Source organism: Moraxella nasovis, from assembly GCF_022701215.1.
Classification (GTDB): domain Bacteria; phylum Pseudomonadota; class Gammaproteobacteria; order Pseudomonadales; family Moraxellaceae; genus Moraxella; species Moraxella nasovis.
The window spans coordinates 1,721,717-1,735,098 of sequence record NZ_CP089976.1; the positions used below are offsets into that span (position 1 = coordinate 1,721,717).

The following is a 13,382-nucleotide window of genomic DNA, read 5'->3' on the forward strand; positions in this document are numbered from 1 at the left end:
CTGATTGATTAAATTTAAGGAAAAATTATGGCAGACCAAATCTTTCAAGAATTGCCAAAGCTGCACACCACTTATGCTAACGTCATTAAAAGCTTAATTCCCCATGGCGATAGTACAGCTAAGTCATTGCCTGGTGCGGTTTATAGCATTCTTAAGCTTGCGATTGACCAAAACAATCTAAAAGAATACCGTAAAATTTGTGGGTTTATGGATGATGGGCGAGTGCCAGTCACTTATTTTGCGGTACTTTCCCAAAACCTACAGATGAACATGATGGCAAAAGAAGACTTCCCGTTTGCCATGTTAGGGCTGGTTCATGTTGAAAATTCAGTAACACAGTATCGCCCTATCTTTGATACCGAAACGGTTGCGATGTCGGTGAAGTTGGATAATTTGCGTCCACATGATAAGGGTCAGCAGTTTGATTTTATAACCACCGTTCATATTGGCAAAGAGCTGGTTTGGCAGGGTGTATCAACCTATCTATCACGCCAAAAAAAGCCAAAAGATAAGTCCATCACAAGAGCGACACCCACCATCACACCAAAGCTATCACAAGGTCAAGGTTTTATCCAAATTATTGATGTGCCAGAAGACATTGGTAGACGCTATGCTTTCGTGTCAGGGGATTTTAATCTCATTCATCTGCACCCCTTATCAGCCCGAGCGTTTGGCTTTCCTAAGGCGATAGCTCATGGTATGTGGTCAAAAGCAAGAGTGCTGTCTGCCTTGACGGATTTGCCAAAAGCGTATCGAATTGATGTGTCTTTTAAGCTACCTATATTCTTACCTTCTAAGGTGGAGCTTGTTGTTAATAAAAACACCGATGAAACTGCCTTTGGGGTCTATGATAAAGAAGACAGACCACATTTGCTTGGACAAGTGACTTATTTATAAGCGTGTTGGGGCGGTTTTGTGTTTTTGGTCATTTTGATTTACAATACCGCCTTTTTAATTGGATACGATGATGGCAACGTGGCACGACTTTTCTGATGTTTTGAAATCTTTACAGTTTGATGATGCACCTGCAGGTGGTTCGCTTGTGATTTTTAAAGACAATCAAGTGGTGGTAAATACTTCTGTTGGGCAAGCTTTGCCAAATGTCGTGTGGGACGAACATACGCTGTCGGTGAATTTTTCTATCGGCAAAGGGGTGATGGCAACATTAATCGCCGCTTTAGTTTCAAAGGGTTTGCTTAGTTATGACAAGCCTATCGCTCATGTTTGGGGACAATTTGCCGTCAACGGTAAGCAAGACATCACATTGCGTCATATCTTAACGCATACTGCTAATCTATTTAATATCGCCGATGTAACAAATGACCCCCAAGTATTGTTAAACTGGCAATTGATGGGCGAAAAAATAGCAAATATGACGCCATCAGCACCAAAGCCAAAAGATAATCATCATTATGCCAGTGCTTATAGCGCTCTTGTTTCTGGCTGGATTTTAGGTCATGTGGTAGAAAAGGTAACTCAGCTGACCCTGCAAGCGGCATTAGATACATTTTTGGCAGAGCCGCTTGGGATTAAGGGCGAGTTGTATTTTGGCGTGCCAAGCGATAAGCTTGATCAAGTGGCGAAACCTGTTTATTATTTTGATAAGAACGCCGATACAGCAGTTCGCCGAAAACCAACCTTAAAACCTGACACAAAAGCCATCAGCGACGTGTTAAATCATCTCCCCATTAGTTATTTATGGCAAGACGCTTTAGGTGATACACCGTTATCCACTGCAAGCATTAACAAGCTGTATTTTGATACTTCTAAGATGAATCTGATGAACTATAAAAACGCACTCATGCCAAATGGGCGTGATGGCGTATCTTATCACAGTCAAGAAGTGATGCAGGCGTGTATTCCTGCGGCAAATGGCGTATCCACAGCAAATGCTTTGGCAACCATCTATGCTATGCATGCCAACGGGGGTGTATGGCAAAATCAGACGATTATTAGTGCAAAAGTGCTCGATGATTTGCGACGTGTACAAGTAGATGGCTTAGATGCCGTCATGCCTGCAAATATGAAATGGAGAACAGGATTTCATCGCTTATTTAGCATTCATAACGTTCCAAATGCCTATGGGCATATGGGCTATAATGGCTCAGTTGCGTTTTGTGATCCTGATAGTAAACTTGCTTTTGCGTTCATTCATAACTTTGATACGGTTATGCTAAATGACGTGCGACAGTTTGCACTTAGTGAGATGGCAATCGCTTTGGCTTAATTCTTGCCAAATAACTGCTTTTTCTTTAAAATAGCAAATTTATCTAGCCTTATTCTTGATTCTTGGGTTTGGCACAGCATTTTTGATTTTATAATTTGATGAGAATATCATGACAGAACCAACCTTAAACGTAATGATCAGTGCCGATGAAATCGCTGCAAAAGTTGCTAAGCTTGGCAAGAAGATTAACGCCTACTATCAAGACAGCGATAAAGAGCTTATCTTGGTAGGGCTTTTGCGTGGTTCGGTGATTTTTATGGCAGATTTATGCCGTGCTATTGACAAGCCGCATGAGCTTGATTTTATGACAGCATCTAGCTATGGCAGTGGCACCCAATCAACTGGTGAGGTGCAAATCCTAAAAGATTTAGATGGCGATATTCATGGCAAAGATGTGCTGATTGTTGAAGATATTATTGATTCAGGAACAACGTTGTCAAAAGTTTTAGAAATTTTAAAAGCCCGTAATCCAAATTCAGTGGAAATCTGTACGCTAGTTAGTAAGCCATCACGTCGTAAAGTGGACGTTGATGTAAAATTTATTGGTTTTGAAGTGGAAGATAGATTCATCGTAGGTTATGGGCTTGACTATGACCAAAAATACCGCCACATTCCATTCATTGGTGAAATAGGTCTGTAATTTATCCGTTTGGCATTGCCAAAACACCCATTTTGTTTTACAATTTGGGTGTTTATTTTTCGTCAAACTAGGAAAAGCTATGTCAAATCTCTACACTTCTCATTTATCAAAACGCACAAACCAAGAGAGTATTGCAATCGAGCTACTCGTGGCTTTAAATTCATTGGTTAAAAATAATGTGACGGCTTTATTCTTAGGCGATCGCATTGGTCTTGATGTAACAAAATTAATCGCTGTGCATGATAAGCATGGTCTAGATGTAGCAGATACTTTGATATTTGTTAAAAGCCTAGCAGATAAGAACCTAAAGAACACAACCGTAGATCTAGTCCAAGCGATTAAGGCAGGTAAAACCGCTGACGATTTTACAGACGGCCGTGAAACCCCAAGTACGGATGTTGTGCTTTATGGCTTTGGTCGCATTGGTCGCATCTTGGCACGCCTATTAATGAGCCGTCCTGTATCTGATAAAGGCTTACAACTAAAAGCCATCGTTGTACGTCCAGCTGGTGATGGCGATTTAGCAAAACGAGCAAGTCTGCTTGAGCGTGATAGTGTGCACGGCTGGTTTGATGGCTCGGTTGTCGTTGATGATGAGAATAACGGTATCGTGGTGAATGGTCGTTTCATCAAGGTAATCTATGCGTCTGACCCAAGCGAAGTGGACTACACCGCTCATGGCATTGATAACGCCATCGTGATTGATAATACAGGCAAATGGAAAGATGAAGCGGGGCTTGGCAAGCACTTACAGTCTAAAGGCGTCAAAAAAGTACTGCTTACCGCTCCAGCATCTGGTGATATTAAGAACATCGTTTGGGGTGTAAATGACGACATGATTGGTGATGAAACCATCGTATCGGCGGCGTCTTGTACAACTAACGCCATCACACCAACCCTAAAAATCTTAAACGATAAATACGGCATTGATAATGGACATATGGAAACCATTCACGCCTTCACGAACGATCAAAATCTGGTTGATAACCATCACAAAGCAGATCGCCGTGGTCGTGCTGCTCCTTTAAATATGGTGATGACCAGCACAGGTGCAGCTAAGGCGGTGAGTAAGGCGATTCCAGAGCTTAAGGGTAAGCTGTCAGGCTCATCAATCCGTGTGCCAACGCCAAACGTGTCTCTTGCGATTTTAAATCTAAACTTTAAGCATTCGGTAGGCTCAGCAGAAGAACTCAATGCTTTTATAAGACAAGCAAGTCAAAGCGAACAGTGGCAAGCTCAGATTGCTTATTCTGATAGCCCAGAAGCGGTATCTACTGACTTTGTGGGTTCGCACAAAGTAGCAATCTTTGATGCCAAATCTACGTTAGCTACCGACAATCGTGCGGTTATGTACCTATGGTATGATAACGAGATGGGCTATAGCACACAGGTTATCCGTGTGGCAGAAACTATGGCAAAATAAGCTTATTTTGATAAAAAAGACCGATGTTTATCGGTCTTTTTTGTTGGTGTCATTTGCTGGTTTTGATAGGCTCGTGGCGGGTGCTATACCGCCCAGCCATCAAAAATCTCAATCCCCACCATTTGACCAATCTCATAATGCTGACGCAAAGGGGCGTAGGCGAATACAGATTCACCATTAAGACCTATCTGATAGCGGTAGTGACTGCCTAAAAATTGTCGATCTGTGATGGTGGCGATGGGCGTATCATCTGTAATTTTTACATTTTCTGGTCGGATTAGTACACAAGTGGCGTTGGTATGTTGGCAGTCAAAAGAACCAAACGCTGTATCTAACTTGCCATCTTGGATGGTGGCAGGCAGTAGTACACCATCGCCGATAAATTGAGCGACTTCAAGTGACGCAGGCGTGCGATACAAATCTTCAGGCGTTGCCCATTGGTGGAGCTTGCCACCGTGCAACAGTCCGATTTTATCGGCAAACATAAAGGCTTCATGCTGATCGTGCGTCACCATGATGGCACTGACATTTTGGTTTTTTAGGAGTGTGCGAATCTCATGTGATAGACGAGTTCTTAGCTCATTGTCCAGATTTGAGAAAGGCTCATCTAATAAAATGAGTTTAGGCTTACATGCCAAGGCTCTTGCGATTGCCACTCGTTGCTGCTGACCACCTGATAATTCATGAATGTATCGCTTATGATAGTTTGGCAGACCGACTAATGTTAATAACTCATCAACTCGCTGTTTTTGCTCAGCTTTTGGTAGATGACTGATACCAAAGCCGATATTTTGGGCGATGGTTAGGTGTGGAAACAAGGCATAATCTTGAAACACCATGCCGATATTACGTTCGTGGGCTGGTAGATTGGTGCTATCATCAACAAGCGTCTTACCTGCCATCGTGATTTTACCCATCTGTGGGCGTTCAAAGCCTGCGATACAGCGTAATGCTGTAGTTTTTCCAGAGCCAGATTGTCCAAGTAAACAAGCAATTTCGCCTTGTTCTAAGCTAAAAGACAGCTCGCTAAAAACGTTGGTTTTACCAAAACTTAGGGCAAGATGATGAACGTGAATCATGATTTTTCCTGTAATTTTGAGAACAGTATAATAGGTATCAGACCTGCAGCGATAATAAGCAAGGCAGGTAAGGCAGCTTGGTCAAATCGACCTTCGGTGGTGTAAGTAAATATAATAGTAGAGAGTGTTTGCCAGTCATAAGGACGAGTCATAAGCGTAAGTGGCATCTCTTTCATAATATCCACAAATATCATCATCATCGCCACACCCATAGGTCCTTTTAGTAGTGGTAGATAAATCTGTCTGGCAGTTTGAAATTGTGATACGCCAACAGATTGTGCCGCTTCGGTAAGATTATGCCCAATACGCTCAAACCCTGAACTGACAGAAGATAGCCCTAACGCTAAAAAGCGAATGATGTAAGCGATGAGCATAACCCATAGCGTGCCTTTTAGGATATCACTGTCTGTGAACATGCCAAATTCAATCAGCTGGTTATCAATCCACGCAATTGGAGCAAAAACACCCACTGCTAAAACTGTGCCAGGAATGGCATAGCCAAGCGTTGCGATACGCACTAACGCATTAGATAGCATGGTTGGGCGTATGCGTCTTGCTAATGCCACCAAAAATGCCACCGCCGCCACGACGATTGCTCCAACAAGGCTCATTATTAAAGAATGCCAACCTGCGATGGCAAATTCACCATCTTGGCTAGGATACATCTGTATCGCCCATGCGATAAGCTGCACGATAGGAATGATGATAGCTATCACTAAAATACTGCCACAGTAGGCAAATGCAAGCCATTTAGAGATACCCTTAAGGTTGATTAGGGTGTGATGGTTGGATTTATCCATACGATGGAATTTACGGTTGCCACGGCTGTATTGTTCTAAAGCAAGTAAAATAAAGACAAAGCTAATCATTAAAGACGCTAGCTGCTTGGCTGTCTCAAGTGAGAAAAAGCCAAACCACGCTTCATAAATAGCGGTGGTGAATGTTTCTACACCAAAAATAGACACCGCCCCAAAGTCTGCCAGCACTTCCATAAGGGCAAGCACTACACCACCCATTAGCCAAGGTCGGCTCATCGGTAGGGCGACCTTAAAAAACGCACGCCAAGGCGATAGCCCAAGCGAAGCTCCTGCTTCAAGCGATCGGCGACCCATACTCATAAAGGCACTTTTTGCCAGTAGATAGACATAAGGATAAAGCGTTAAGCTAAGCACTATGGCAAGACCCCACTTATTATTAACGTCAGGCAAGAAAGTCTCAATACCATAAGTGTCCCGAAAATAGCTGTTAATCACGCCTGTATAGTCAAAGATACCAAGCTGAGTAAAGGCAAGAACATAAGCAGGCATGGCAAGTGGCAACATCATCGCCCACGAGAACAGCCATCGGCAAGGAAAGCGATACATCGCCGTCAGCCAAGCTGTCGTTGAGCCAAGCATAAACACACCAAATCCCACAGTGACTAATAAAAATAATGTATTTTGGAACAGTAATGGCAGCTGATAATCCATTAAAAATTGCCAAATCTCGTAATCAATCTCGCTAAAGCCTGCGATGATTGTCGCCAGTGGTATGAGCACAAGACAGGCACAAAATAGTAGCCATGCGGTAGGTAGGGGATTTTTCACAAACGCTCCACATTTTTTTTAAATGCAAATACAATATTTTAGCATAGTTAAGTTATTTTGGCTTAAAAAATCTAATGATAATTATTTTTTGATATAAAATGATAATTATTACTATTGATAAATGTGGTAATTGTGTGTACAATAATCCTTGTACTGATGGTTGGGAGTAGCCCAAAACCGATAAGTGTGCTGTATTTTATTCATCATTTTAAAGCTAAGGAAATGATTATGCTAAAGAAATCTTTATTGGCAGTTGCTGTTCTAGGCACTGTGGCCCCTGCGATGGCAAGTGAATTGACTGTTTATTCTTCTCGTGCGACTAACTTGCTTGAGCCTATCGTTCAAAAATACGAACAAAAAACAGGTACTAAAGTAACGCTTATCAACGATAAAGCGGGTCCTTTGATGGAGCGTCTAAAAAACGAAGGTAAAAACACCAAGGCAGATGTATTTATTACGGTAGATGGCGGTAACTTATGGCAGGCAGCTCAGATGGATTTGCTTCGCCCAATCAAATCAAGAACGCTAGAAGCGAATATTCCATCAAACTTCCAAGACGCAAAAAACCGCTGGTTTGGTCTGTCTGTGCGTGCTCGTACAATTTTTTATAACCCATCTAAAGTAAATCCATCACAACTTTCTACTTATGCAGACCTTGCTAACGCTAAGTGGAAAGACAAACTGTGCCTACGCACATCAAATAACGTCTATAACCAATCATTGGTTGGGACGATGATTCAAAATATCGGTGCTAAAAAAACCGAACAAGTAGTTAAAGGCTGGGTAAACAACCTAGCAGCAGCCCCATTTTCTAATGATACAGCCATGCTTGAAGCAATCGATGCTGGTCAATGTGATGTGGGTATTGCCAACACTTATTACTATGGGCGTTTACTTGATAAAAAACCAAACTTAAACGTTAAAGTATTCTTCGCTGATCAAAACGCCAAAGGCACGCACGTCAATGTATCAGGTGCAGGCGTGGTCAAATACAGTGATAACGCTGCTGAAGCCCAAAAGTTCATCGAATGGCTAAGTGGATCTGAAGCCCAAAACTTATTTGCTGATCTAAACCACGAATATCCAGCAAACCCACGTATCAGCCCAGATCCAAAAGTCGCTTCATGGGGTAACTTCCGCCGTGACATCATCAATGTATCAGTAGCTGGTAAAAACCAACGCCAAGCCATCATGTTGATGAAAAAAGCAGGTTATAAATAATCGGTTTGACTTAGATGACAACAAAAACACCGTACTTAATTTGTGCGGTGTTTTTTATGGGACGTATAAGCGAAAAAAAGAATTAAATAGTAGGGGTTAGTTAATTTGTGCAATATGTGTTAGAATACAGTCATATATTTATCTAATTTTGAGAACGACAATGCGTTTTATTGATGAAGCGGTTATCAGTGTTAAAGCTGGTGATGGTGGTAATGGTGCGGTGAGTTTTCGCCGTGAGAAATTTGTCCCAAAAGGCGGCCCAGACGGTGGCGATGGCGGTAAGGGCGGTAGCGTTTATGTGATTGCCGATGATAACACCAACACATTGGTGGATTTTCGCTACACTCGTAAGTTTGAAGGTAAGCGTGGTGAGAATGGGCGTGGCAAAAACTGCTCTGGTAAAGGTGCAGACGATATCTATTTGTCTGTACCGATTGGCACGACAGTCATTGATACTGACCTTGATGTGGTGATTGGAGACTTGACCGAAAAAGGGCAAACCATCCTTGTTGCCAAAGGTGGCGATGGTGGATTTGGCAACACACGCTTTAAGACATCTACCAACCAAGCGCCAAGAAAAGCAATACCTGGATTTCCTGGCGAAGCTAAGAACCTAAAATTGGAGCTTAAAGTCGTGGCGGACGTAGGGCTTATTGGTTTACCCAATGCAGGTAAATCCACCTTTATCCGTCAAGTGTCATCTGCTCGCCCAAAAGTTGCTGATTATCCTTTCACCACATTAGTGCCAAACTTAGGCGTGGTGGATGTTGGCACTCACCAATCTTTTGTGATGGCGGACATTCCAGGATTAATTGAAGGGGCGTCAGACGGAGCAGGGCTTGGTATTCGCTTTTTAAAGCATGTTGCTCGCACTCGCAGATTACTACACATCGTGGATGTCAAGCCGATTGATGGTAGTGATCCTGTAGCAAATGCTGAAGTTATCTTAAATGAGCTTGCTAAGTTTTCTAAAGAGCTGTCAAATCTCCCCCAGATTTTGGTACTTAATAAAATTGACCAACTGGCAGATGATGAACAAAATGCCATCTGTACCGATATCGTTGCACGACTTGGCTGGACAGGTATGGTATTTCGCACTTCCACCTTGACGGGTGAAGGCGTGGATGATGTTAAGCATTACTTAATGCAAGCCATTGAAGACGAACAAGAGCGTGAGCGTGAAGATCCGTTATTTGCCGAAGAGCAGGCTGAGCGTTTTGCAAGGCTTGAAGAAGAAGTTCGCCATAATACTGAGATCCAAAAAGAAGCTTATCGTGCCAGACGTAAGGCTGAGCGTGAAGGTGTGGATATTGACGATGACGACGACTGGGATGATGACGATTATGATGTGGCAGTAGAATACGTCAAAGAATGATTGCTTAAATAATATCTAACCCCTTGCTAGATGAGTAAGGGGTTTTTTGTATTAGTGTGAGTGGGCTTGGTAATGTATCGGTTGATGAATTATGGGATTTTATGCTACTAAATATCAGCACAGTAATAATCTGATTAACTAACTTATTAACAGCTAAAAATCACAATGCAGCAAGCCAACTTTTTGACCAAAACATGCCTTATCAATAAAGTCATAACGCACATCTTTATTTAAAAACACTCACCAAAAGCACGATGAGATAAAAATTGCTCTATAGATTATAAACATCAATAACAACTGACATGTGTAATTTTTAGACTCACCCATGCACAAAGAGTATGTCGATTACTTTGCATGTCTGTGGATTATCAATGTCACTGTTTCATTAAACCTTTAAATCATCTTCATGCTCATTTACTAAAATATGGTATAATTTTAATGAATGTCTCAACCTTTCTGATTTTATGAATTCTTATCAAAAAATTGTCATTAAAATCGGTTCATCTTTGCTTACAAATAATGGACGTGGACTTGATCGCACCGCCATTTATGAATGGGCAGGACAAATCGCTTTACTTCACGCCCGTGGCATAGAAGTGATATTGGTATCTAGCGGTGCAGTTGCTGAAGGCGTTGTTCGCATGAACCTTTCTGAACGACCTAAGAAGCTTTCTGCCTTGCAGGCGTGTGCATCCATTGGTCAGATGGGTTTGATTGAAACATGGTGGCAAGCTTTAATCCAAAAAGGCGTGCAGTCGTCCCAGATTCTACTTACCCATGACGATCTTGCACATCGCTCTCGTTATCTAAACATCAGCCAAACATTAAATCAGCTAATAGAATGGCGTGTCGTCCCAGTGATTAATGAAAATGACACAGTCTCTTATGGTGAGATTAAGTTTGGCGATAACGATACGTTAGGAGCGATGAGTGCAGCCATGGTGGGTGCTGATTTATACGTTATTTTGACTGATCAAGATGGCGTTTTTACTGCCAATCCCAGCACAGATGCTCATGCACGCTTAATCAGCCAAGAGCGTGCCATGGCAGATTATCTGTTTGATGTGGCAGGCGATGGTGGTAAATGGGGAAGTGGCGGTATGCTGACGAAAATCAGAGCAGCACGATTAGCCGCCATGGGTAACTGCCCGACGGTAATTGCAAATGGTAAGGTGGAAAACGTCATTACCCGCTTGGCAGATGGTGAGGCAATCGGCACTTACCTTACTGTTGATGATGCCGATAAACTCATTGCCAAAAAGCAGTGGCTTGCTTCTCATATTCGCATGAAAGGCACACTTGTGGTGGATGATGGAGCGAAAATTGCCATCATACAAAAGCATAAATCACTGCTGCCTGTTGGCGTGATAGATGTTCAAGGTGACTTTGATGCAGGTGATGTGGTTGAGATTATTGATGAGCATAAGACACGCATTGCGGTAGGTCAAGTGGGATTTGACTCAGCCAATGCCAAAAAAATCACCCAAAAGAACACCGCCGAAGTAAAAGCTTTACTAAACATTACCGATAAAGATACTGCCGTTATGGTACATCGTGACGAGATGGCAGTTTTATGATTACTTTGTAATTATTGTGTGATTGTGTGTACCGTCTGATTGGCTTTCTAATTTATTTATAGTTATAACTTTGATGATTAATTAATTACTAGGAAATTGTATGAATGCTGCTGTTTTCCCAACCCTAAAAAATGACCGCCTACTGCGTGCTTTACGCTTTGAACCTGTGGATACGACGCCTGTGTGGATGATGCGTCAAGCGGGACGTTATTTGCCAGAATATAAGGCAACTCGTGCCGAAGCGGGTGATTTTCTAAGCCTGTGTAAAGATACCGACCGAGCAACAGAAGTGACACTTCAGCCGTTACGTCGCTTTGATTTAGATGCAGCGATTTTATTTAGCGATATTTTAACTGTGCCAGACGCATTGGGTTTGGGTCTATACTTTGAGACAGGCGAGGGTCCAAAATTCCAAAAAACCATTCGCACCGAAAGCGACATTGCTCGTCTGCCGACGCTTAACATGGCAGATTTATCTTATGTGACAGATGCAGTAACGAGCATCCGCCACGCTTTAGCAGGGGCTGTGCCGTTATTTGGTTTTAGTGGCAGTCCATGGACGCTTGCAACTTACATGATTGAGGGCGGCTCTAGTAAAGATTATCGCCATACCAAGCATATGATGTACGCCACTCCTGAACTGCTTCACGCCTTGCTTGCCAAAATTTGCGAAGCGGTTACTACATATCTAGATGCTCAGATTGTCGCTGGGGCGAACTTGGTACAGATTTTTGATAGCTGGGGTGGGGCACTTGGGCATCGCCAATTTGCCGAATTTAGCCATGCCTATAACCGTCAAATTGTCAAACAGCTCAAACAAAAGCACCCCAATGTGCCTGTGGTGCTATTTACAAAAGGTGGTGGATTATGGGTGGATACACAAGCTGACAGTCAAGCAGACGCCTTAGGTTTTGATTGGACGATGCCTTTGGATAAAGCACGTCTTGCACTTGGCACATCAAAAGCAATCCAAGGAAATCTTGATCCTGCAACGTTGTATGGCGCGCCAACTGCCATCAAAAAAGCGGTTAATGATATGCTAAATGACGTCTATCAAGGCGGCATTCATTCAGGCTATGTGGCAAACTTTGGTCATGGAATTACTCAGTGGGCAAATCCTGATCACGCCAAAATCTTTGTTGATGCGGTGCATGAATTTGTTATAGCATAATTAGTTGATGTGATTTGCGTAAGTTTATGGCACAAGTATCATGCCATAGATTGAATTTGGATTTATAATACAGCCTAAAGTTGGTTTACATTTGTACTATTTTATTACTTTTGTTATAAATCCATGCTATAATCTGTCTTATTTTACCACCAATGAAGGTATGTTATGCTATTAAAAGGTCAAAGATTTGTCGTAACTGGCATTGCCAGTAAGCTATCTATCGCATGGGCAATCGCTGAATGCCTACACCGTGAAGGTGCTGAGTTAATCTTAACTTATCCAAACGATAAAATTAAAAAGCGTGTGGATATGGCAGCAGAAGCATTTAATGCTGTCGCTGTGCTTGAATGTGATGTAGGTTCAGACGACTCTATTAACGATTGTTTTAAAGAAGTAGGTAAGCTTTGGGACGGTGTCGATGGTGTGGTACATGCCATCGGCTTTGCACCTGCTGATCAACTAGATGGTGATTTCACCAATGCCACAACCAGAGAAGGCTCGGCGATTGCTCATGATATTTCCAGTTATAGCTTTGTTGCTTTGGCGAAGGCATCTCGCTCGTTATTGGCAGCTCGCCAAGGGTCGTTATTGACGCTTACCTATGAAGGCAGTATTTCTGTATTACCAAATTACAACGTTATGGGTATGGCAAAAGCAAGTCTTGAAGCAAGTGTGCGTTATTTAGCAAGCTCACTTGGTAAAGATGGCATTCGTGTAAACGCCATCTCAGCAGGTCCAATCCGTACGTTGGCAGCCAGTGGTATTAAGTCATTTCGCAGAATGCTAGATGTGAGCGAAAAAATCGCTCCGCTTGGCCGTAATGTTAGCCAGATGGAAGTGGGTAATGCCGCTTTGTTCTTATTATCGCCTTGGGCAAGTGGTGTTACAGGCGAGATTATGTTTGTAGATGCAGGCTTTAATACGGTCGCCATCAGCGAACAAATCATGAGCATGGTTGATGATGAAGCGTAACTGTATCTGATGACTTGATGGTAAATAAAAGCATAAAGTGTACTTTGTGCTTTTATTTTTTGCCAAAAATGATTAAAATCGTGCTTTGCTATATCAAATTGATGTTGAGTG

The 13,382-nt window shown here is 42.4% G+C and carries 11 protein-coding genes; 9 read left to right on the forward strand and 2 right to left on the reverse strand.

The genetic code is table 11. From position 1 onward, the window contains the following. Positions 1–27 precede the first annotated feature (27 nt). From LU293_RS08420 to LU293_RS08435, 4 genes are all read left to right on the forward strand, one after another. Positions 28–897, forward strand: coding sequence for a MaoC family dehydratase (locus tag LU293_RS08420; protein ID WP_242747283.1), 870 nt, complete (start codon positions 28–30; stop codon positions 895–897). Between the two features lie 70 nt (positions 898–967). Beyond that, positions 968–2,227, forward strand: a complete 1,260-nt coding sequence (locus tag LU293_RS08425; RefSeq protein ID WP_242747284.1) for a serine hydrolase domain-containing protein — start codon at positions 968–970, stop codon at positions 2,225–2,227. Positions 2,228–2,336: 109 nt separating this feature from the next. Continuing rightward, positions 2,337–2,867: a hypoxanthine phosphoribosyltransferase gene (gene hpt / locus LU293_RS08430; RefSeq protein WP_242747286.1), complete on the forward strand. Its 531-nt coding sequence runs from the start codon at positions 2,337–2,339 to the stop codon at positions 2,865–2,867. Positions 2,868–2,946: 79 nt separating this feature from the next. Then, on the forward strand, positions 2,947–4,290 hold the full coding sequence (locus tag LU293_RS08435) for a glyceraldehyde-3-phosphate dehydrogenase (protein ID WP_242747288.1): 1,344 nt from the start codon (positions 2,947–2,949) through the stop codon (positions 4,288–4,290). 83 nt (positions 4,291–4,373) lie between these two features. On the opposite strand, the gene LU293_RS08440 is transcribed toward LU293_RS08435, so the two are convergent. Beyond that, positions 4,374–5,369, reverse strand: a complete 996-nt coding sequence (locus LU293_RS08440) for an ABC transporter ATP-binding protein (protein ID WP_242747290.1) — start codon at positions 5,367–5,369, stop codon at positions 4,374–4,376. Next, positions 5,366–6,955, reverse strand: coding sequence for an ABC transporter permease (locus LU293_RS08445; protein WP_242747292.1), 1,590 nt, complete (start codon positions 6,953–6,955; stop codon positions 5,366–5,368). The genes LU293_RS08440 and LU293_RS08445 overlap by 4 nt, the downstream gene beginning before the upstream one ends. 228 nt (positions 6,956–7,183) lie before the next feature. Between LU293_RS08445 and LU293_RS08450 the strand changes: the two genes are divergently transcribed. The 5 genes from LU293_RS08450 (at position 7,184) to LU293_RS08470 (ending at position 13,271) form a co-directional block, all read left to right on the forward strand. Beyond that, a complete protein-coding gene (locus tag LU293_RS08450) occupies positions 7,184–8,176 on the forward strand; it encodes an extracellular solute-binding protein (protein ID WP_242747294.1) in 993 nt (330 codons plus the stop codon). Between the two features lie 160 nt (positions 8,177–8,336). Continuing rightward, positions 8,337–9,551, forward strand: a complete 1,215-nt coding sequence (obgE, locus tag LU293_RS08455) for a GTPase ObgE (RefSeq protein ID WP_242747297.1) — start codon at positions 8,337–8,339, stop codon at positions 9,549–9,551. A 464-nt stretch (positions 9,552–10,015) separates the two neighbouring features. After that, positions 10,016–11,128, forward strand: coding sequence for a glutamate 5-kinase (gene proB / locus LU293_RS08460; RefSeq protein WP_242747298.1), 1,113 nt, complete (start codon positions 10,016–10,018; stop codon positions 11,126–11,128). A 100-nt stretch (positions 11,129–11,228) separates the two neighbouring features. Beyond that, complete coding sequence (gene hemE / locus LU293_RS08465) at positions 11,229–12,299, forward strand: uroporphyrinogen decarboxylase (RefSeq protein WP_242747300.1); 1,071 nt, start codon at positions 11,229–11,231, stop codon at positions 12,297–12,299. A gap of 165 nt (positions 12,300–12,464) precedes the next feature. Continuing rightward, positions 12,465–13,271 (forward strand): enoyl-ACP reductase FabI, encoded by an 807-nt coding sequence (locus tag LU293_RS08470; RefSeq protein WP_242747302.1) that lies wholly within the window; start codon positions 12,465–12,467, stop codon positions 13,269–13,271. Positions 13,272–13,382: the final 111 nt, after the last annotated feature.

Coding starts and splice junctions, on each gene's coding strand:
- LU293_RS08420 (WP_242747283.1), top strand. CDS start 28: ATGGCAGACCAAATCTTTCAAGAATTGCCAAAGCTGCACACCACTTAT.
- LU293_RS08425 (WP_242747284.1), top strand. CDS start 968: ATGGCAACGTGGCACGACTTTTCTGATGTTTTGAAATCTTTACAGTTT.
- hpt (WP_242747286.1), top strand. CDS start 2,337: ATGACAGAACCAACCTTAAACGTAATGATCAGTGCCGATGAAATCGCT.
- LU293_RS08435 (WP_242747288.1), top strand. CDS start 2,947: ATGTCAAATCTCTACACTTCTCATTTATCAAAACGCACAAACCAAGAG.
- LU293_RS08440 (WP_242747290.1), bottom strand. CDS start 5,369: ATGATTCACGTTCATCATCTTGCCCTAAGTTTTGGTAAAACCAACGTT.
- LU293_RS08450 (WP_242747294.1), top strand. CDS start 7,184: ATGCTAAAGAAATCTTTATTGGCAGTTGCTGTTCTAGGCACTGTGGCC.
- obgE (WP_242747297.1), top strand. CDS start 8,337: ATGCGTTTTATTGATGAAGCGGTTATCAGTGTTAAAGCTGGTGATGGT.
- proB (WP_242747298.1), top strand. CDS start 10,016: ATGAATTCTTATCAAAAAATTGTCATTAAAATCGGTTCATCTTTGCTT.
- hemE (WP_242747300.1), top strand. CDS start 11,229: ATGAATGCTGCTGTTTTCCCAACCCTAAAAAATGACCGCCTACTGCGT.
- LU293_RS08470 (WP_242747302.1), top strand. CDS start 12,465: ATGCTATTAAAAGGTCAAAGATTTGTCGTAACTGGCATTGCCAGTAAG.